Origin of the sequence: Streptomyces sp. NPDC050842 (genome assembly GCF_044456565.1) — a bacterium.
GTDB lineage: Bacteria > Actinomycetota > Actinomycetes > Streptomycetales > Streptomycetaceae > Streptomyces.
The window spans coordinates 34,918-53,481 of sequence record NZ_JBITGA010000016.1; the positions used below are offsets into that span (position 1 = coordinate 34,918).

Below are 18,564 nucleotides of genomic sequence, written 5' to 3' on the forward strand. Positions count from 1 at the left end.
TGCGCGGCACGTCGGTACCACGATGTCAGACGACCGGGGGGCGACCCAGCCGGGTCAGCCGCCACACCGTACGCCACCTCATCGGGCGGCGCGGCCCGCAGGGAGTCGTCCACCCTTCGCGGAAACCGCCGAACCACGCCTTGAGCGCGGAGAGCGAGGGCCGACGTGCCAGGGTGAGCAGCAGCCAGACGCCGAGATACACCGGCACCAGGGGCGCGGGCAGATTGCGACGTGCCAACCACACTCGGTTACGGGCCACGTTGAAGTGGTACGAGGCGTGGCGGGAAGGTGCGGTAGTGGGGTGCAACAGCACCATGTCGGAACGGTAGTCGATCATCCAGTCGGCGTCGAGCGCGCGCCAGGCGAGATCGGTCTCCTCGTGCGCGTAGAAGAACTCCCCCGGGAGTGCGCCCACTTCGGCGAAGACCTTGGTCCGGACGGCGTTGGCGCCGCCGAGGAAGGTCGTCACCCGCGAGGAGCGCATCGGGTCGGCGGAGCGCAGCCGCGGCACGTGCCGGCGCTGGGTGACCCCGGTCTCGGGGTCGGCGATGCGGAAGCTGATGATGCCGAGCCGCGGGTCCGCCGTGAAGGCCTGCCGGACCAGCTCGGCGGTGTCCGTGTGGGCGAGCAGCCCGTCGTCGTCGAGGAAGAGCAGGACGTCGACGTCGGTGCCGCCCGGCCCGAAGGCCTCGATGCCGACGTTACGGCCGGCGGGGATGCCGAGGTTCTCCGGCAGGTCGACGGTCCGGACCCAGCCGGGCACCCCGGTGACCGGGGTGCCCTGCCCGACGACGACGACCTCGACGCGGTCGCCCTCCTGCTTGGCGACCGAGTCGATCAGCGCGCGCAGGTCGTCGGGGCGGTTGCCCATCGTGATGACGACGGCACCCACCTTGAGCGGAGAACTCACGGCCGGCCTCACTTCAGCCTGCTGGAGACCAGGATCGACACCAGGTGCAGCACCGTCTGGAGCAGGGCGATGCCGCAGAGGACGGCGACGCCGAGCCGGGAGAAGAAGAGGTCGCCCCGGACCTGGTCCAGGATCGCGAGGGCCAGGATCAGGAAGGAGGCCTCGATGCCCAGGATCAGCCGGTGGAACTTGAGCGCGGCGGCGGCCTTGCGGGCCAGCGCCATGCCGGAGGAGCGCGGCTCGGAGGCCGTCTCCTTGACCGGCGGGAGTCCGCCCTGGTGCCGGGCGACGCCGACGAGGTCGGTCTCCGCCTTGATCAGGATCGCGCCGAGGGCGGCGAGGGTCCCGAGGAAGGCCCACAGCCAGTCGATCCTGCCCTGGCCCCACGGGTCGGCGGCGCGCAGGCCGAAGCCGACGAGGACCGCAGCGTCGCACAGGTACGCGCCGACCCGGTCCAGCCAGACGCCTTGAAGCGAGAACTGCTTCTTCCAGCGGGCGACCTCGCCGTCGACGCAGTCGAGCAGCAGGTACATCTGGACCATCACGACGCCGAGGACGGCGCCCGTGATGCCCGGCACGAGGAGGGCCGGGGCGGCGAGCACGCCGAAGACGGTCATCAGGTAGGTCAGCTGGTTGGGCGTGACCTTCGTGGTCACCAGCCGCCGGGTGATCCGCAGCGAGATCTCCCGCATGTACAGGCGGCCGCCCCAGTGCTCACCGCTCCGCCGGTCCTTCACACCCGGGGCGTGGACGACCGGTCGGAGCTCAGCTACCGATGGCTTTTGCATAGTCGGCGTACGCGTCCCTGATCTCGTCGTCGGACAGGTCGAGGTGTTCCAGGATGGTGAAGCGTCCCGGCCGGGTCTGCGGGGCGAAGGACACCGCCTGGACGAACTCGTCCACGCTGAAGCCCATCTCCTCCGGCAGCACGGGCAGCCCGTGCCGGCGCAGGGTCTCGACCATCAGCGCGGAGCCCTCCCGGGCGCCGCGCAGGTGCATGGCGAAGGCCGCGCCGAGACCGCATTGCTCGCCGTGGCTCGCGGCCCGCGTCGGGAAGAGCAGGTCGAAGGCGTGGCTGATCTCGTGGCAGGCGCCCGAGGAGGGGCGCGTGTCGCCGCTGATGGACATGGCGATGCCGGACATCACCAGGCCCTCGGAGAGCGTGACGAGGAAGTCGTCGTCGCCCACGCCGCCGGGGTGGCGGAGCACGGCCTCGCCGGCGCTGCGCGCCATGGCGGCCGCGAGGCCGTCGACGGGCTCGCCCGTCTGCTCGTGCGACAGCTCCCAGTCCGCGATGGCGGAGAGGTTCGAGATCGCGTCGCCGATGCCGGAGCGGACGAAGCGCACCGGGGCGTCCCGGATCACGTCGAGGTCGATGACCAGCGCGATCGGGGTCGGCACACCGTACGAGCCGCGCCCGTTGTCGTTGTCCAGGGTGGACACCGGCGAGCAGATGCCGTCGTGCGAGAGGTTGGTGGCGATGGCCACCAGCGGCAGGCCGACCCGGGCCGCCGCGTACTTCGTCACGTCGATGATCTTGCCGCCGCCGAGGGCGACCACAGCGTCGTACCGCTTGCCGCGCATGGCGTCGGCGAGCTTCACGGCCTCGTCGATGGTGCCGCCGGAGACCGGGTACCAGTCCGCGCCCGGGAGCTCGGGCGCGAACTGGTCACGCAGTTTCAGGCCCGAGCCGCCGCTGATGGCGACGGCGATCTTGCCGTTGCTGGAGATCCGCTGGTCCGCGAGGAGCGCGGACAGGTCGTCCAGCGCTCCTCGGCGGATGTCGACGACGACCGGCGACGGGATCAGCCGGGTCAGTACTGGCACGCGATCTCACGGCCCTTCGCGAGGTCGTCGTGGTTGTCGATCTCGACCCACTGGACGTCGCCGATGGGGGCCACGTCGACGGTGAAGCCGCGGTTGACGAGCTCCTGGTAGCCGTCCTCGTAGTAGAGGTCGGGGTCGCGCTCGAAGGTGGCCTTGAGGGCGTCGGCGAGCTCCTCGGCGGCCTCGGCCTCGATCAGCGTGACGCCGATGTACTCGCCGGTGGCGGTGGCCGGGTCCATGAGCTTGGTGATGCGCTCGACGCCCTTGCCCTCGGCGACGATGACCTTCATCTCCTCGTCGGCGAGCTTCTTCACCGTGTCGAGGGCGAGGATGATCTTCTGGCCGTTGCCGCGGGCGGCGAGGAGGGTCTCCTCGACGGAGACCGGGTGGACGGTGTCGCCGTTGGCGAGGATCACACCGCGCTTGAGGACCTCACGGGCGCACCACAGGGAGTAGGCGTTGTTCCACTCCTCGGCCTTGTCGTTGTCGACGAGGGTGATGGTGAGGCCGTACTTCGCCTCCAGGGCCTCCTTGCGCGCGTAGACGGCCTCCTTGCGGTAGCCGACGACGATCGCGACCTCGGTGAGGCCGATCTCGGCGAAGTTCTTCAGCGTCCCGTCGAGGATCGTGGTCTCGCCGTCGACAGGCACGAGAGCCTTCGGAAGGGTGTCGGTGTAGGGACGCAGACGGCGTCCGGCACCGGCTGCCAGTACGAGGCCGATCATGCTGTTTCTCCTTCGTCGTGTACGGCGGGTGCTCCGGAGGAGACCCAGAAACGGATGGACTCCACGAGCACCACGAGCGCGACGGCGACCGCGAGGGCGGTCAGTGCCAGGGTGAAGTCGTCACCGCGGTCCGCCAGGAGGGCGGCGAGAGCGACCACGAGGAGCGTGCGTCCCTCGTGTCCGCCGGTGACGCGCACCAGCCACGTGGGCGGCGCGCCGGTGCCACCGCGTATGCGGTAGACCGTGTCGTAGTGATGGTAGGCGACCGCCGCGACCAGCCCGAACGCCGCCGGAAGGGCGTGCGCGGAGTCGGAGCGGGCGGCGAGCACGAGGACGGTGGTGTACTCGGCGACGCGGAAGAGCGGGGGGACGAGCCAGTCCAGGGCGCCCTTGAGGGGGCGGTGGACGGCCACGCCGGCGAACACCACGTAGAAGGCCGCGGCGACGACGGTCTGCACGTCCCCGAAGGGACGGACGAGGACGACGGCGAGCAGCGCTCCCGTGGCGATCAGCGCGAGGACGAACCCGGGAAGCATCCCGAGTCCGAGGCCGCCGAAGATCCGGCCCGCGATCCGGGCGAGCGGGCCGGAGTCCGCGAGGTCGGCGAGGGCCTGGGCGGCCCGGTCCGTCCTCTTCGCCTTACGGGTCACGGAGCGCAGGACGCGGCCCGCGGTGGTGTAGCAGGCGGCGAACGCGCAGCCCACGATCAGCGCCCAGAAGACGATCCGGGGGCTGGTGAAGGCGGTGAGGACGGCGATCATCGCCCAGCGCTCACCGATCGGCAGGATGATTATCCGCCGGGCCCAGACGGTCCAGCCGACGCTGTCGAGCCGGCCGGAGAGGGCGGCGGAGGGGCTCTTGCTCGCTGCGGCGTCGTAGGTGGCCTCGTAGAACGAGAAGTCCACGACGTGCCGGCAGGTCATGAGGACCATGGCGCCGAGCGCGAGGGCCCAGACGTCATCACCGTTGCGGGCGGCGCCGAGGGCGAGGCCCGCGTAGAAGGCGTACTCCTTGGCGCGGTCGAAGGTCGCGTCGAGCCAGGCGCCCAGCGTCGAGTACTGCAGCGAGTAGCGGGCGATCTGCCCGTCGGTGCAGTCGAGGACGAAGGAGACGAGGAGCAGGATTCCGGCGGCGACGTAGCCGCCGCGCTCACCGGTCGCCGCGCAGCCGGCCGCGATCAGCGCGGTGAGCAGCGAGGCGGTGGTGACCTGGTTGGGGGTCAGGCCGCGGCGCGCGCACCAGCGGGCGATGTGGCGCGAGTACGGGCTGATGCAGAAGGTGGTGAAGAAGCCGTCCTGGGCCTTGACCGCCGAGCGGAGGCGTACGGCTTCCTCGTCGACGGCGGCGACGGCGGCGCGCGCCTCGTGGCGGGCCTCGGCGTCGGCGGGCACGGTGGCGACGAGGGTGCCGAGCGGGGGCCGGTGCACGGCGACGCCGTCGGCGGCGAGGGCGTCGGCGAGGCTGCCGGTGAGGTCGTCGGCGGAGGCGTCGGCGTCGGCGGATCCCGCGGGCACGGTCACCGCCGTCACGGCGGTCAGGGCGCGGGTGAGCGCGGGGCGGGCCTCGCTCTGCGCGGAGAGCGCGCCGGTCGTGGCCGCGGCCGGGAACCGGGGGTCGGTGAGGGCGAGCCGCAGGGCGTGCACATGACCGACGAACCGGGGGTCGACGAGCGCGACGCGCTCGTCCGCCGGGACGGATGCCAGCACGGTGCCGGTCTCCTCGGCGCCGGTGGCGATCCGGACGTCGAAGCCGAGCGACCGCAGATCAGCGTCGAGCGAGGATCCGGGTGCCGGCGGGCCGGTGAGGATGGCGGTCGACAGACGAACTCACTCCTTGGAGCTGACGAGGGGCCTGCGGGCCGTGGCGGCCCGGGGCGCGGCGGCGCGGCCCGGCGCCGGGCGGCGGCACGTCGGCTGAGGCTATCGGATGAACGGAGCGTGAGTTCACCGAGGCTTCGCGGGCCGGACTCCCCCGGGCCCACCCGTGGCCTCACGGGTGCGAGAGGCACTGGGGAGATCGGCTCGGACGGGTGGTGGTCCCGCCCGGGGGTCCCTGGCGGCGTCCGCCGTGCGGGGCCCCTGCCGACCAGTTCCCGCCATGGCCGGTCGTGAGAGCATCACCGCAGGTCAGAGCATATGACAACGGTGTTCAGTACCGTGTTGCACATACCCCCCACCCGTAGTTCACTTGCCACTTGGGGCAGACGGAAACGACTCGATCGGGAGGCCATCTCATGGGGGCTGGACACGACCACGGGCACAGTCACGGCGGAGCGCCCCCCACGGGCACCGCGGGGGCCGCGTACAAGAACCGGTTGCGGATCGCGCTCGGCATCACGCTCTCCGTGATGGTGATCGAGATCATCGGCGGTGTGGTCTCGGACTCGCTCGCGCTGATCGCCGACGCGGCCCACATGGCGACGGACGCCGTCGGCCTCGCGATGGCGCTGCTCGCGATCCACTTCGCCAACCGGCCGCCCTCCGGGAACCGCACCTTCGGATTCGCCCGGGCCGAGATCCTGGCGGCGCTCGCCAACTGTCTGCTGCTGCTCGTCGTCGGCGGATACGTGCTGTACGAGGCGATCCAGCGGTTCGTCGAGCCCGCCGAGACCAAGGGCGGCCTGGCGATCGCCTTCGCCGTGGTCGGCCTGGTGGCCAACATGATCTCCCTCTCCCTGCTCGCCCGGGGCCAGAAGGACAGCCTCAACGTGCGCGGGGCGTATCTGGAGGTGCTCGCGGACGCGCTCGGCTCGGTCACGGTGATCGTCGCGGCCGGCATCATCATCACAACGGGCTGGCAGTACGCCGACCCCATCGCCTCGATCGTGATCGGCCTGATGATCGTGCCCCGCACGGTCAAGCTGCTGCGCGAGACCCTGGACGTACTCCTGGAGGCGGCCCCCAAGGGCGTCGACATGGCAGAGGTACGGGCCCACATACTGGCGCTGCCGGGCGTCGAGGACGTCCACGACCTGCACGCCTGGACGATCACCTCGGGCATGCCGGTGCTCTCCGCCCACGTCGTGGTGGACCAGGGCGCGCTGGACTCGGTCGGGCACGAGAAGATGCTGCACGACCTCCAGGGGTGCCTGGGCTCCCACTTCGACGTGGAGCACTGCACGTTCCAGCTGGAGCCCGCCGGGCACGCGCAGCACGAGGCGAAGCTCTGCCTGTGAGATCCCTGCCTGTGAGATCCCGGGACTGTTAGGATCTTCGGACGTACAGGTGTGGAGAGGAGCTGAGGTTGATGACCGTCGCGATGGAGGCTGCCCAGTGCGGCAGCGCCCGGTCCAGCTTCAGCTCCCGGGTCACCGGCTGACCTGATCCCGGTCTTCCCACCGGTACGTCACGTCGTCGGCCGGGGCCCTCTCACACAAGGGTTTCCCACGTTGTCCGACAACGCTTTGTACGACTCCTTCTTCGCCCTGCACCACGGTCTTCCGCGGCAGGGCCCCGGATCCGACACCACCACCCGTCGGCTGCTCGCGCTCGCGGGCCGGCTTCCGGAACGTCCGCGCGTGCTCGACCTGGGCTGCGGCCCGGGCCGTTCCGCGCTGCTCCTGGCGGCCGAGGCGGGCGCCGAGGTGACGGCCGTCGACACCCACGAGCCGTTCCTCGCCGAGCTGCGGGAATCCGCGGCCGCGCGCGGGCTCGACGGTTCGATCCGCACCGTCGACGCCGACATGGGCGCGCTGCCCTTCCCCGACGGCTCCTTCGACCTGGTCTGGGCCGAGAGCTCGGTCTTCGTGCTCGGCTTCGACCGGGCTCTGGCCGAGTGGCGCAGGCTGCTCGCGGCGGGCGGCACGCTCGTGCTCACCGAGTGCGTGTGGACCACCGAGGAGCCGGGCCCCGCTGCCCGCGCCTTCTGGGAGGAGCACTACACGCTCCGTACCGTCGCCGGGAACGCGGCGGCTGCGGTCGAGGCCGGCTACCACGTCGTCGGCACCGTCCCGCAGCCGGAGAGCGACTGGGACGAGTACTACGTCCCGCTCGCCGCGCACGCCGAGGCGGCCGACACCACCGTGCCGGGCATGGCCGAGGCCGTGGCCGGGGCGCGCACCGAGATCGCCCTGCGGCGCGAGCACGGCGGGGACTACGGCTACGCCGGTTTCGTCCTGCGGCCGGCCGACCCGCGCTGGCTCGTCCGCGAGGAGACCGCCGAGGACGCCCCGGCGGTGTGGCGGGTCGTGTCGGCGGCCTTCGGATCGGCGGACACCCCGTCGGAGGGTGAGGCCGATCTGGTCGACAACCTCCGGCGGGACGCCGACGCCTGGCTGCCCGGTCTGTCGTACGTGGCGGAGGCCCCGGACGGCTCGATCGCGGCGCACGCCCTGATCACACGCTGCCGGGTGGGCGGTGCCCCCGCGGCGGCGCTCGCACCGGTCTCGGTGGCTCCGGAGTACCAGCGGACGGGGGCCGGGCAGGCCGTCGTCCGGGCGGTGCTCGACGCGGCCCGGCTGCGCGGAGAGCCGCTCGTCCTCGTCCTGGGCCATCCGGAGTACTACCCACGATTCGGGTTCGTACGGGCGTCCGAGTACGGAATCAAGCCAGGTTTCGAGGTTCCGGACGAGGCCATGATGGCGCTCGTCCTGGACGGATCCGTGCCCGTCCCGTCGGGCACCCTCGTCTATCCGGCGGCTTTCGGGGTCTGACTGCCCCCTGAGGTCCCTCCGCTCCCGCCGCGCCGGTGTACTCCGGTGCGGCGGGAGCGGCGACGTCCGGCCGACGAAGTGCGGACAAGCCGCTTTTGTACGGCAGACTGGGGTTGCCCCACCGGGCCGAGGACCGAAGCGAAGGACGGGTATGCCGACCACACCAGCCACAGTGGCTCAGATCTCGCCGGAGATCACGTCGAACGGCGTCCAGCCGTCCGGAGCACCGGCGCCGATCATGCTCGAACTGGTCGACGAGGACGGGACGACCATCGGCACGGCGGAGAAGCTCGCCGCCCACCAGGCGCCGGGTCAGTTGCACCGCGCCTTCTCCGTCTTCCTCTTCGACGAGTCCGGCCGGCTGCTGCTCCAGCGGCGGGCGCTCGGCAAGTACCACTCCCCCGGCGTCTGGTCCAACACCTGCTGCGGCCACCCCTACCCGGGCGAGGCGCCGTTCGCGGCGGCGGCCCGGCGGACCTTCGAGGAGCTCGGCGTCTCGCCGACGCTGCTCGCCGAGGCGGGCACCGTCCGCTACAACCACCCGGACCCGGCCTCGGGCCTGGTGGAGCAGGAGTTCAACCACCTCTTCGTCGGCCTGGTGCAGGCCGAACCGCGGCCGGACCCCGAGGAGATCGGGGAGACCGCGTTCGTGACCGCCGCCGAGCTGGCCGAGCGGCACGCCGCCGCGCCGTTCTCCGCCTGGTTCATGACGGTGCTCGACGCGGCGCGGCCGGCCGTCAGGGAGCTGACGGGTCCGTCCGGGGGCTGGTGACCATCGGCTCATGGGACGCGCCCCCCGGCCCCGGTGCCATCGGGGCCAGGGGCAGCGCCGCCCAGATGATCTTGCCGCCGCTCGCCGTGTGCTCGACGTCGCAGGCTCCGCCGGCCTCCTGGGCGACCTCCCGGACCAGGAGCAGTCCGCGGCCCCCGGTCTGCCCGTAGTCCGCCTCCAGCGCCTTGGGGCGGTACGGGTGGTTGTCCTCGACGGACACCCGGATCCACTCGGGGCCGATCGCGACCTCCACCGCTATCTCCGGCGACAGCAGCGCCGCGTGCCGCACGGCGTTGGTGACCAGCTCGGAGACGATCAGCAGCAGGCCGTCCATGATCTCCTCATGGACAGGGACTCCCTGGCGGACCAACAGGTCGCGTACGGCGTGCCGGGCCTGCGGGACGGAGACGTCGACCGCGGGTGCGGTGAAGCGCCAGACTCCTTCGTAGGACGGTGACCGGGTGGGTACACCTCCGTGGGTGTCCACGGTCCGGTTCCCACCCTCGTGCTCGATTCTCGCCACGGATCGAGTCTTGGCAATGCGCGCGGGCGGACCGGCCTACTGACCAGAAGTCGACACTTATCGGCCACCTTCTGATCGGGTGGGTATGCCAACGTCAGTTGTTCGACTGATCCTGCGCGCTTTCTGAAGGCCCCCGACGGCGGGCGCCCTTCGCCCCGTGGCGTCCCCTCGTGACGCCCCTTCCCGATCGAGCCTCCGGGTGCGGCGGATAGCATCCGGCCCATGGAGCCGCAGCTGAAGGCCAGTGTCACGGACCGGGTCGCCACCGTCGTCATCGCCAACCCCGCCAAGCGCAACGCGATGAGCGCCGCCATGTGGCGCGCGCTGCCCGGTGTGCTGGACCGGCTGGCCGCCGACCGCGCGGTGCGGGCCCTGGTCCTGACCGGCGAGGGCGACACCTTCTGCGCCGGGGCGGACATCTCGACGCTGCGGGAGCCCGGTGACGAGCAGCGGAGCCTCGCGGTACGGGCCGAGGAGGCGCTCGCGGCCTTCCCCAAGCCGACGCTCGCCGCCGTCCGGGGCTTCTGCGTCGGGGGCGGCAGCCAGCTCGCCGCCGCGTGCGACCTGCGCTTCGCCGAGGAGGGCGCCCGCTTCGGGATCACCCCCTCGAAGCTCGGCATCGTCTACCCGTCCTCGTCGACCCGCAGGCTGACCGCCCTCGTGGGCCCTTCGACCGCCAAGTACCTGCTTTTCTCGGGCGAGTTGATGGACACCGAGCGGGCGCTGCGGACCGGGTTCGTGGACGAGGTCCACCCGGCGGGCGAACTGGACAAGCGGGTGGCCGAGTTCGTCCGGGTCCTCGCCTCGCGCTCGCTGCTGACCCAGGCCGCGGCCAAGGAGTTCGCCGACGGGCGGGCGGACCGGGACGCCCACTGGGCGGAGCAGGCGCGCGGCAGCGGCGACACCGCGGAGGGGGTCGCCGCCTTCCTGGAGCGCCGCGCGCCCCGCTTCACGTACGGGAGCTGACGCCCGGCGGGTCCTCGCTCAGCGCCCCTGGGGGAGGTCCTCCGCCTTCACGCCCCGCCACCGCGCGACGATCTCGGCCGGGGCCTTCTCCGGCGAGCCCGCGTCGTAGGGCGGCTGCGGGTCGTACTCGGTGAGCAGCTGGATGGTCTGGGCGGCCTCGTCCCCGGCGATCCGGCCGATCAGGTGCAGCGCCATGTCGATGCCCGAGGAGACCCCGGCGGCGGTGACGTACTTGCCGTCGAAGACGACCCGCTCGCCGGTGGGCTCGACGCCCAGCGCCTTGAGCTCCTCGAAGGCGAGCCAGTGAGTGGTGGCACGGCGGCCGTCGAGGACGCCGGTGGCGGCCAGGATCAGGGAGCCGGTGCAGACCGAGGTCGTCCAGGTGCTGGTCTCGTCGGCCGTGCGGAGCCAGGCCTGGATCTCCGGGTCGTTCATGGCGCCGCGGGAGTCGGGGCCGCCGGGGACGAGCACGATGTCGGGGCGCGGTACCTCGGCGAGGGTCTTGTCGGCGACGAGGGCGAGGCTGCCCTGGTCGTTGCGGACGGGGCCGGTCTCCTTGGCGACGAAGACGGTCTCGGCCCCGGGGATGCGGGCGAGGAGCTCGTACGGGCCGACGGCGTCGAGCGTGGTGAAGCCCGGGTAGAGCAGGACGGCGATCTGCATGCTGCTGCCTTTCAGTTGACGGGCGAGTGGAAGCGGCGGCGGTAGTCGGCGGGCGCGGTGCCGAGGGCCTTGGCGAAGGCGCGGCGCATCGCCTCGGACGTGCCGTAGCCCGAGGCGCGGGAGACCTCCTCGACCCCGCGTGAGGTCTCCTCCAGGAGGCGGCGGGCGTGTTCGAGCCGTACCCGGTCGACGTAGCGGCCGGGGGTCGTGCCGGTCTCCGCCCGGAAGGCCCGGGCGAAGTGGCGGGGCGAGAGGCGGGCGCGGGCGGCGAGCGCCTCCACCGAGAGGTCCCCGTCGGGATGCTCGGTGATCCACTGCTGGAGGTCGCGCAGCGGCTCCCGGCGGGCGGTCTGGGCGGCCAGCTGGGCGCTGAACTGGGCCTGGTTGCCGGGGCGGCGCAGAAAGACGACCAGGTGGCGGGCGACGGTGAGGGCCACGTCCCGGCCGAGGTCCTCCTCCACCAGGGCGAGCGCGAGGTCGATGCCGGCGGTGACACCGGCGGAGGTGGAGAGCCGTCCGTCCCGGACGAAGATGGGGTCCGGGTCCACCTCGACCTCGGGGTAGCGGCGCGCGAGGTGGTCGCAGGCGATCCAGTGGGTCGTCACCCGGTGTCCGTCGAGGAGTCCGGCCTCGGCGAGGAGCAGCGCCCCCGTACAGACGGAGACCAGGCGCCCGGCGTCCGGGGCGTGCGTGCGCAGCCAGTCGATCAGGGCGGGATCGGGTTCCCGCGTGCCCTCGCCGCCGGGGACGACGAGGGTGTGCGGGGCGCCGTCGGCGACCGCCTCGGCGAGGGTCGTGTCGGGGAGCAGCCGCAGTCCGCTGTGCGTACGGACCGGTCCGCCGTCCAGGGAGGCGGTGCGGATCGTGTACGTGGAGGGGTCCCCGGCGGCCCGGCCGGCACCGGCGAACACCTCGAAGGGGCCGGTGACGTCGAGGCTCTGCACGCCGTCGAAGAGGACGACGAGTACGGGTCGCTGCGTCATGCCCCCATCCTCGGCGGCTCCGGCCGGCGTCCGCAACGACGCGCATCCCACCTTTCCTGCCATCGGGAGGTACGCGTCCGGCCGCCCCTGTTCCCGTCGTACCGACCAGTCGGTAACCTTCGGTCCATGACGACTGCCCTGCCGCCGCGCGCCGGACGCCGCTGCCACAACGCCCTCAACCCGCTGCACTCCACGCTCTACTTCTCGCCCGACCTGGACCGCGAATTCAGCGCTCTCGGCTTCACCGACCAGAGCGCGATGCGGCTCGCCGCGCGGAGCGCCGCGCTCGGCGCGGTGGGCGCGGGCACGGTCGCCGCGACCTTCTACAACTACAACCACGAGCTGCTCGCCCGGCACCTCCCCGCCGTCTGGGACACCGCCTCCCCCGCCGACGTCCTGGACGCGCGGCTGCGCACCGTCGACGCGACCCTGCGCCGGCTCCTGGGCGAGGACACCGTCTCCTCCCCGGAGATGGCCGAGGCCGCGGTGCTCGCCCTGCGCGCCACGGAGGCCTGCACCCGGCACGCCCGGCCGCTCTACTCGGCCCACGCGGACCTGCCGGTGCCGGAGGCCCCGCACCTCGCCTACTGGTACGCCGCCACCCTGCTGCGCGAGCACCGGGGCGACGGCCACCTCGCGGCCCTGCTCACCGTCGGCCTCGACCCCGTCGAGGCCCTCGCCTCCCACACCGCCACCGGCAAGGGCATGGCCCCGCGCTGGGTGCTCGGCTCGCGCGGCTGGAAGCGCGCCGACTGGGAGGCGGCGACGGAGCGGCTGCGCGGGCGCGGGCTCCTCGGGGCCGACGGCGAGCTCACGGAGGCGGGCACGGCCCTGCGCGACGAGCTGGAGCAGCAGACCGACCGGCTGGACGCCGCCCCGTACGAGCACCTCGGCGCGGCGGGCGTCGAGCGGCTCACCGAGCTGGGGCGCGGCTTCCTGGTCACGGCGGCGGTCGCGGGCGCCTTCCCCGAGGACCTCGTCGGCAAGGGCTGAGCGGGCCGAGCAGGGGCTGACAAGGGCTGACGCGGGCGCGGGGACGCGCGCGGGACGGGTCGGTTGCCGCATCCGGGTGACCGACCCGGCACAATGCACTCGCAAGCTTGAGGCACGAGAAGGCGAGTCGGGACACCGTGACGACGTCCATCGAAGCAAGGATCGCCGAGGAACTCGGCGTACGCGAGCGACAGGTGAAGGCGGCCGTCGAGCTGCTCGACGGCGGTTCGACCGTGCCGTTCATCGCGCGCTACCGCAAGGAAGCGACGGAGATGCTCGACGACGCGCAGCTCCGCACCCTGGAGGAGCGGCTGCGCTATCTGCGCGAGCTGGAGGACCGCCGGTCGGCGATCCTCGACTCGGTACGCGAGCAGGGCAAGCTGACGGAGGACCTCGAGGCCCGGATCCGGGCCGCCGACACCAAGGCGCGCCTGGAGGACATCTACCTGCCCTTCAAGCCGAAGCGCAGGACGAAGGCCCAGATCGCCCGCGAGGCCGGGCTGACGCCGCTGGCGGAGGGGCTGCTCGGCGACCCCTCGGTGGAGCCGACGGCCGCCGCGGCCGCGTTCGTGGACGCGGACAAGGGCGTCGCGGACACCGCCGCGGCCCTGGACGGCGCGCGGGTGATCCTCACCGAGAAGTTCTCCGAGGACGCCGACCTGATCGGCGAGCTGCGCGAGCGCATGTGGGGCCGTGGCCGGCTGGCCGCGAAGGTCAGGGACGGCCAGGAGGAGGCGGGGGCGAAGTTCGCCGACTACTTCGACTTCGCCGAGCCGTTCACGGCGCTGCCCTCGCACCGGGTGCTCGCCATGCTGCGCGGCGAGAAGGAGGACGTCCTCAGCCTCGACCTGGAGCCGGAGGAGCCGTCCGAGACGCCCGGCCCGTCCTCGTACGAGGGGATCGTCGCGCACCGCTTCGGCGTCACCGACCGGGGGCGCCCCGGCGACAAGTGGCTCCAGGACACCGTCCGCTGGGCCTGGCGGACCCGCATCCTGGTGCACCTCGGGATCGACCTGCGGCTGCGGCTGCGGACCGCCGCCGAGGACGAGGCCGTCCGGGTCTTCGCGGCCAACCTGCGCGACCTGCTGCTCGCCGCGCCGGCCGGCACCCGGGCGACGCTGGGTCTCGACCCCGGCTTCCGTACGGGCGTGAAGGTCGCCGTCGTCGACGCGACCGGCAAGGTCGTCGCCACCGACACGATCTACCCGCACGTCCCCGCCAACAAGTGGGACCAGGCGCTCGACAGGCTGGCGCGCCTCGCGAAGCAGCACGCGGTCGAGCTGGTCGCGATCGGCAACGGCACGGCCTCCCGGGAGACCGACAAGCTGGCCGCCGAACTCCTCGCCAAGCACCCGGAGTTGAACCTGACCAAGGTGATGGTCTCGGAGGCCGGCGCCTCGGTCTACTCGGCCTCCGCCTTCGGCTCGCAGGAACTCCCGGACCTCGACGTGTCGTTGCGCGGCGCCGTGTCGATCGCGCGGCGGCTCCAGGACCCGCTGGCGGAGCTCGTGAAGATCGACCCGAAGTCGATCGGCGTCGGCCAGTACCAGCACGACCTGGCCGAGGTGAAGCTCTCGCGCTCGCTCGACGCCGTGGTCGAGGACTGTGTGAACGGCGTCGGCGTCGACGTCAACACCGCGTCCACGCCGCTGCTTTCGCGGGTCTCCGGGATCAGCGCCGGTCTCGCGGAGAACATCGTCGCGCACCGCGACGCCAACGGCCCGTTCCGCTCCCGCAAGGCGCTGAAGGACGTGGCCCGGCTCGGCCCGAAGGCGTACGAGCAGTGCGCGGGCTTCCTGCGCATCCGGGGCGGCGACGACCCGCTCGACTCCTCGGCGGTGCACCCGGAGGCGTACCCGGTGGTGCGCCGGATGGCGAAGACGACGGGCGGACAGGTCGCCGCGCTGATCGGTGACACGGGCACACTGCGCTCGCTGCGCGCCGACGAGTTCGTCGACGAGACCTTCGGTCTCCCGACGGTGACGGACATCCTGCGCGAGCTGGAGAAGCCGGGCCGCGACCCGCGACCGGCGTTCAAGACGGCCACCTTCAAGGAGGGCGTCGAGAAGATCGGCGACCTGGCCTCGGGGATGGTCCTGGAGGGGGTCGTCACGAACGTGGCCGCCTTCGGGGCGTTCGTCGACATCGGTGTGCACCAGGACGGTCTGGTGCACGTGTCGGCGATGTCGAAGACCTTCGTCAAGGACCCGCGTGACGTCGTGAAGCCCGGCGACGTGGTCAAGGTCAAGGTCATGGACGTCGACATCCCGCGCAAGCGGATCTCCCTGACCCTGCGCCTGGACGACGAGGCGGGCACGGACGCGTCGGGCGGCGCGCCCAAGCGCGGCGAGCGGGGCGAGCGCGGGGAGCGGGCCGAGCGGGGTGGCCGTCCGCCGCAGCAGCGCCAGGGCGGCGGAGCCGGCAGCGGAGCCGGAGGTGGCGGTGGCCGCCGGAACGACCGAGGCGGCCGGGACGAGAGGGGCGGCCGCGACCGCTCGTCGGCCCCGGCGCCGGGCAACAGTGCGATGGCGGACGCCCTGCGCAAGGCCGGTCTCCTCGGCGAGGGCGGCGGCAAGCGCAAGTAAGCAGCCGATGTGTGGGGGGCCGATCCGCATCGGCCCCGCCCACCTGAGGGAACGACCGAGGCCGCGACCCACCGGGTCGCGGCCTCGTCGCACGTCACAGCGCCTTTACGGCACGAAGCGCAGCGCCCACTCGGCGCGGTTGGCGACGGAGAGGTCGTCGTCCTCCGTCAGGGGCCGGAGAACACTGCCGGCCGTCGCCGGATCCGCCTGGACCAGGTCGACGATCTCGGCCGCCAGGCCGTCCTGGTCGTCGCCGAGGTCGACGGCCGAGGCGCGGATCAGGGTCGGGAGGGCTTCCGGGCCGCCGATGGCGGCGAGGACTCCACCGAGGAGTTCACGGGCGTAGGCGTTCCGGTCGGTGAGGGCGCGGTCCAGCTCCGCCTGGAGGCGGGGCAGGAGACCGGCGTCGCCCGAGGCGGCGATCTCGTCGGCGAGGTCGATCGTCTCGTCGACGTCCGCGTCGAGATCGTCCAGCATCTCGGTCAGCCGGGTCAGTAGGTCGGTCATGGTGCTGCCTCCTGGAATGCACCGTCCACGAGGACGGGGACGGTCGTCGAGCTGTCGATCTCGGCGGCCACGGCCACGTCCTGCGGAAAGCCGTACTCGTACAGTTCACGGCCCGAGTCGCAGCCGTGCAAGGCGGCGACCGGGTCCTCCGTCGCCGCCCACAGCGTGGCCGCCGCGCTCGCCTCCGGGCTCGGGGCGCCCCCCGTACCCGTACGCGCGAGGGCGGAGAGCACCGCTCCCGCGCCCAGCAGGTCTTCGAGGGCGGGGCGCAGCGAGCCGTCGGGCCACCGCTCGCCGGAGGCGATGACGGCGAGCGGGCGGTCCGCGGAGCCGTATCCCCGGTCCGCGAGCCAGCGGGCGACGGCCGTGGGGTTGCGCAGGGAGGCGGCGACGACGGTCGCGCCGCCCGAGGCGGCCTCGGCCGAGATGGTGGAGCCGTTCGGGGACGGCAGGACGAGACGGTCGGGCACGGGCGCCGTGCGCAGCGCGGCCGGAGAGAGCGACCACGGGTGCGCCTCGGTGGCCTCGCGCCGGCCGACGGCGAGGACGGCGTCCTTCTCCCGCGCGAACGCCGCCGCGGTCGCGTCCCGCCACCGGTACGGGTGGACGGCCGCGCCGCCCTCGACCGCGACACCGACGGACGTGGTGAAGGAGAGCACGTCGACCACGACGACACAGGCGGCCGCCGGGGCGAGGGCCCGTGCCTCGACGGGCCCCCAGCCGAAGGAGATCGTCATGAGGTCGCCAGCAGGGCTCGGTCCGCCATCAGAGCTCGGTCACCTTGCCGTCGGCGACCTCGATGCGGCGGGTGGTGCGGACGGCGTCGAGCATGCGCCGGTCGTGGGTGACCAGGAGCAGGGTGCCGTTGTACGAGTCGAGGGCGGACTCCAGCTGCTCGATCGCCGGCAGGTCCAGGTGGTTGGTCGGCTCGTCGAGCACGAGCAGGTTCACGCCCCGGCCCTGGAGCAGCGCGAGCGCGGCGCGCGTCCGCTCGCCCGGGGAGAGCGTGGTCGCGGGGCGTAGGACGTGCTCCGCCTTCAGGCCGAACTTGGCGAGCAGAGTGCGGACCTCGGCGGGCTCCGTGTCGGGCACGGCCGCGCAGAACGCCTCCAGGAGCTTCTCGGTGCCGTGGAAGAGCTTGCGGGCCTGGTCGACCTCGCCGACGACGACGCCCGAGCCGACCACGGTGTCGCCGGAGTCCAGCGGCAGGCGGCCGAGGAGGGCGGCGAGCAGCGTGGACTTCCCGGCGCCGTTGGCGCCGGTGACGGCGACCCGGTCGGCCCAGTCGATCTGGAGCGTGACGGGGCCGAAGGAGAAGTCGCCGCGGCGCACCTCGGCGTCCCGCAGGGTCGCCACGACCGAGCCGGAGCGCGGGGCGGTGGCGATCTCCATGCGCAGCTCCCACTCCTTGCGGGGCTCGTCGACGACGTCGAGGCGTTCGATCATGCGCTGGGTCTGCCGGGCCTTGGCGGCCTGCTTCTCGCTGGCCTCGCTGCGGGCGTTGCGGCCGAGCTTGTCGCCGTCGGTGGCCTTGCGGCGGGCGTTCTTGACGCCCTTGTCCATCCAGGACCGCTGCATGTGGCCGCGGGCCTCCAGGGCGGCCTTCTTGCCCGCGTACTCCTCGAAGTCCTCGCGCGCGTGCCGCCGGGCGGTGTCCCGCTCGTCGAGGTACGCGTCGTAACCGCCGCCGTACAAGGTGATCTGCTGCTGGGCGAGGTCGAGTTCGAGGACCTTGGTGACGGTGCGGGTGAGGAACTCGCGGTCGTGGCTGATGACGACCGTCCCGGCGCGCAGCCCCTTCACGAAGGCCTCCAGACGCTCCAGACCGTCGAGGTCCAGGTCGTTGGTGGGCTCGTCGAGGAGGAAGACGTCGTAGCGGGAGAGGAGGAGCGAGGCGAGACCGGCGCGGGCGGCCTGGCCGCCGGAGAGCGAGGTCATCGGCTGGTCGAGGCCGACGGTGAGTCCGAGGGAGTCGGCGACCTCCTCGGCGCGCTCGTCGAGGTCGGCGCCGCCGAGGTTCAGCCAGCGGTCCAGCGTCTCGGCGTACGCGTCGTCGGCGCCGGGCGTGCCGTCGACGAGGCCCTGGGTGGCCTCGTCCATGGCGGTCTGGGCGGCGGTGACGCCGGTGCGCCGGGCGAGGAACTCGCGCACCGTCTCCCCGGGGCGCCGCTCGGGCTCCTGCGGGAGGTGGCCGACGCTCGCGGTGGGCGGGGAGAGCCGCAGCTCGCCCTCCTCCGGGGTGTCGAGCCCGGCGAGCAGCCGCAGCAGGGTGGACTTCCCTGCGCCGTTCACGCCGACGAGGCCGATGACGTCACCGGGGGCGACGACGAGGTCGAGCCCGGCGAAGAGGGTGCGTTCGCCGTGGCCGGCGGCGAGGTCCTTGGCGACGAGGGTTGCAGTCATGAGGGTACGAATCCTAGGCGACGACGGGAGCACGGCTCCGCCCGGTCGGACGGTCC

General features: G+C 72.8%; 17 protein-coding genes. 6 read left to right on the plus strand and 11 right to left on the minus strand.

The genetic code is table 11. The annotated features are described in order from the left end of the window. Positions 1 to 25: 25 nt before the first annotated feature. Genes ACIBG6_RS37005 through ACIBG6_RS37025 form a run of 5 tightly spaced genes read right to left on the minus strand, consistent with a single transcriptional unit; the run spans position 26 to position 5,282 of the window. Positions 26 to 871 (minus strand): glycosyltransferase family 2 protein, encoded by an 846-nt coding sequence (locus tag ACIBG6_RS37005; RefSeq protein ID WP_399227225.1) that lies wholly within the window; start codon positions 869 to 871, stop codon positions 26 to 28. Between the two features lie 47 nt (positions 872 to 918). Continuing rightward, positions 919 to 1,698 carry a CDP-alcohol phosphatidyltransferase family protein gene (locus tag ACIBG6_RS37010; RefSeq protein ID WP_399227155.1) on the minus strand — a complete coding sequence of 260 codons (780 nt, stop codon included), beginning with the start codon at positions 1,696 to 1,698 and terminating at the stop codon, positions 919 to 921. Beyond that, complete coding sequence (locus ACIBG6_RS37015) at positions 1,676 to 2,737, minus strand: iron-containing alcohol dehydrogenase family protein (RefSeq protein WP_399227156.1); 1,062 nt, start codon at positions 2,735 to 2,737, stop codon at positions 1,676 to 1,678. The genes ACIBG6_RS37010 and ACIBG6_RS37015 overlap by 23 nt, the downstream gene beginning before the upstream one ends. Beyond that, positions 2,725 to 3,462, minus strand: a complete 738-nt coding sequence (locus ACIBG6_RS37020; RefSeq protein ID WP_399227157.1) for a sugar phosphate nucleotidyltransferase — start codon at positions 3,460 to 3,462, stop codon at positions 2,725 to 2,727. Before ACIBG6_RS37020 ends, ACIBG6_RS37015 begins: the two co-directional genes overlap by 13 nt. Then, positions 3,459 to 5,282: a DUF5941 domain-containing protein gene (locus ACIBG6_RS37025; RefSeq protein ID WP_399227226.1), complete on the minus strand. Its 1,824-nt coding sequence runs from the start codon at positions 5,280 to 5,282 to the stop codon at positions 3,459 to 3,461. Before ACIBG6_RS37025 ends, ACIBG6_RS37020 begins: the two co-directional genes overlap by 4 nt. Positions 5,283 to 5,695: 413 nt before the next feature. Here ACIBG6_RS37025 and ACIBG6_RS37030 point away from each other — a divergent pair, with 413 nt between their 5' ends. The 3 genes from ACIBG6_RS37030 to idi all read left to right on the plus strand — a co-directional run bounded on the left by ACIBG6_RS37030 (position 5,696) and on the right by idi (position 8,885). Beyond that, the gene (locus ACIBG6_RS37030; protein ID WP_399227158.1) at positions 5,696 to 6,637 is read left to right on the plus strand and encodes a cation diffusion facilitator family transporter; all 942 of its coding nucleotides are present in this window, start codon (positions 5,696 to 5,698) and stop codon (positions 6,635 to 6,637) included. 213 nt (positions 6,638 to 6,850) lie between these two features. After that, positions 6,851 to 8,113 (plus strand): GNAT family N-acetyltransferase, encoded by a 1,263-nt coding sequence (locus ACIBG6_RS37035; protein WP_399227159.1) that lies wholly within the window; start codon positions 6,851 to 6,853, stop codon positions 8,111 to 8,113. Positions 8,114 to 8,264: 151 nt separating this feature from the next. Further along, positions 8,265 to 8,885, plus strand: coding sequence for an isopentenyl-diphosphate Delta-isomerase (idi, locus tag ACIBG6_RS37040; RefSeq protein WP_399227160.1), 621 nt, complete (start codon positions 8,265 to 8,267; stop codon positions 8,883 to 8,885). On the opposite strand, the gene ACIBG6_RS37045 is transcribed toward idi, so the two are convergent. Then, the gene (locus ACIBG6_RS37045; protein ID WP_317600862.1) at positions 8,851 to 9,372 is read right to left on the minus strand and encodes an ATP-binding protein; all 522 of its coding nucleotides are present in this window, start codon (positions 9,370 to 9,372) and stop codon (positions 8,851 to 8,853) included. The two genes, idi and ACIBG6_RS37045, sit on opposite strands and share 35 nt — an antisense overlap. A 258-nt stretch (positions 9,373 to 9,630) precedes the next feature. Between ACIBG6_RS37045 and ACIBG6_RS37050 the strand changes: the two genes are divergently transcribed. Beyond that, positions 9,631 to 10,374 (plus strand): enoyl-CoA hydratase/isomerase family protein, encoded by a 744-nt coding sequence (locus ACIBG6_RS37050; RefSeq protein ID WP_399227161.1) that lies wholly within the window; start codon positions 9,631 to 9,633, stop codon positions 10,372 to 10,374. Positions 10,375 to 10,392: 18 nt separating this feature from the next. On the opposite strand, the gene ACIBG6_RS37055 is transcribed toward ACIBG6_RS37050, so the two are convergent. Next, positions 10,393 to 11,037: a DJ-1/PfpI family protein gene (locus ACIBG6_RS37055; RefSeq protein WP_399227163.1), complete on the minus strand. Its 645-nt coding sequence runs from the start codon at positions 11,035 to 11,037 to the stop codon at positions 10,393 to 10,395. Between the two features lie 11 nt (positions 11,038 to 11,048). Beyond that, the gene (locus tag ACIBG6_RS37060) at positions 11,049 to 12,020 is read right to left on the minus strand and encodes a GlxA family transcriptional regulator (RefSeq protein WP_399227164.1); all 972 of its coding nucleotides are present in this window, start codon (positions 12,018 to 12,020) and stop codon (positions 11,049 to 11,051) included. 126 nt (positions 12,021 to 12,146) lie between these two features. Between ACIBG6_RS37060 and ACIBG6_RS37065 the strand changes: the two genes are divergently transcribed. Together ACIBG6_RS37065 and ACIBG6_RS37070 are read left to right on the plus strand one after the other, a co-directional pair. After that, positions 12,147 to 13,013: a hypothetical protein gene (locus tag ACIBG6_RS37065; RefSeq protein ID WP_399227165.1), complete on the plus strand. Its 867-nt coding sequence runs from the start codon at positions 12,147 to 12,149 to the stop codon at positions 13,011 to 13,013. A gap of 137 nt (positions 13,014 to 13,150) precedes the next feature. Next, the gene (locus ACIBG6_RS37070; RefSeq protein WP_399227166.1) at positions 13,151 to 15,598 is read left to right on the plus strand and encodes a Tex family protein; all 2,448 of its coding nucleotides are present in this window, start codon (positions 13,151 to 13,153) and stop codon (positions 15,596 to 15,598) included. A 105-nt stretch (positions 15,599 to 15,703) separates the two neighbouring features. Here the strand turns inward: ACIBG6_RS37070 and ACIBG6_RS37075 are convergent, their stop codons facing one another. Genes ACIBG6_RS37075 through ACIBG6_RS37085 form a run of 3 tightly spaced genes read right to left on the minus strand, consistent with a single transcriptional unit; the run spans position 15,704 to position 18,508 of the window. Then, on the minus strand, positions 15,704 to 16,105 hold the full coding sequence (locus ACIBG6_RS37075) for a hypothetical protein (RefSeq protein WP_399227168.1): 402 nt from the start codon (positions 16,103 to 16,105) through the stop codon (positions 15,704 to 15,706). Next, the gene (locus ACIBG6_RS37080) at positions 16,102 to 16,842 is read right to left on the minus strand and encodes a 2-phosphosulfolactate phosphatase (protein ID WP_399227169.1); all 741 of its coding nucleotides are present in this window, start codon (positions 16,840 to 16,842) and stop codon (positions 16,102 to 16,104) included. The genes ACIBG6_RS37075 and ACIBG6_RS37080 overlap by 4 nt, the downstream gene beginning before the upstream one ends. Positions 16,843 to 16,870: 28 nt before the next feature. Beyond that, entirely contained in the window at positions 16,871 to 18,508 is a 1,638-nt protein-coding gene (locus ACIBG6_RS37085) for an ABC-F family ATP-binding cassette domain-containing protein (protein ID WP_399227170.1), read from the minus strand. Positions 18,509 to 18,564: the final 56 nt, after the last annotated feature.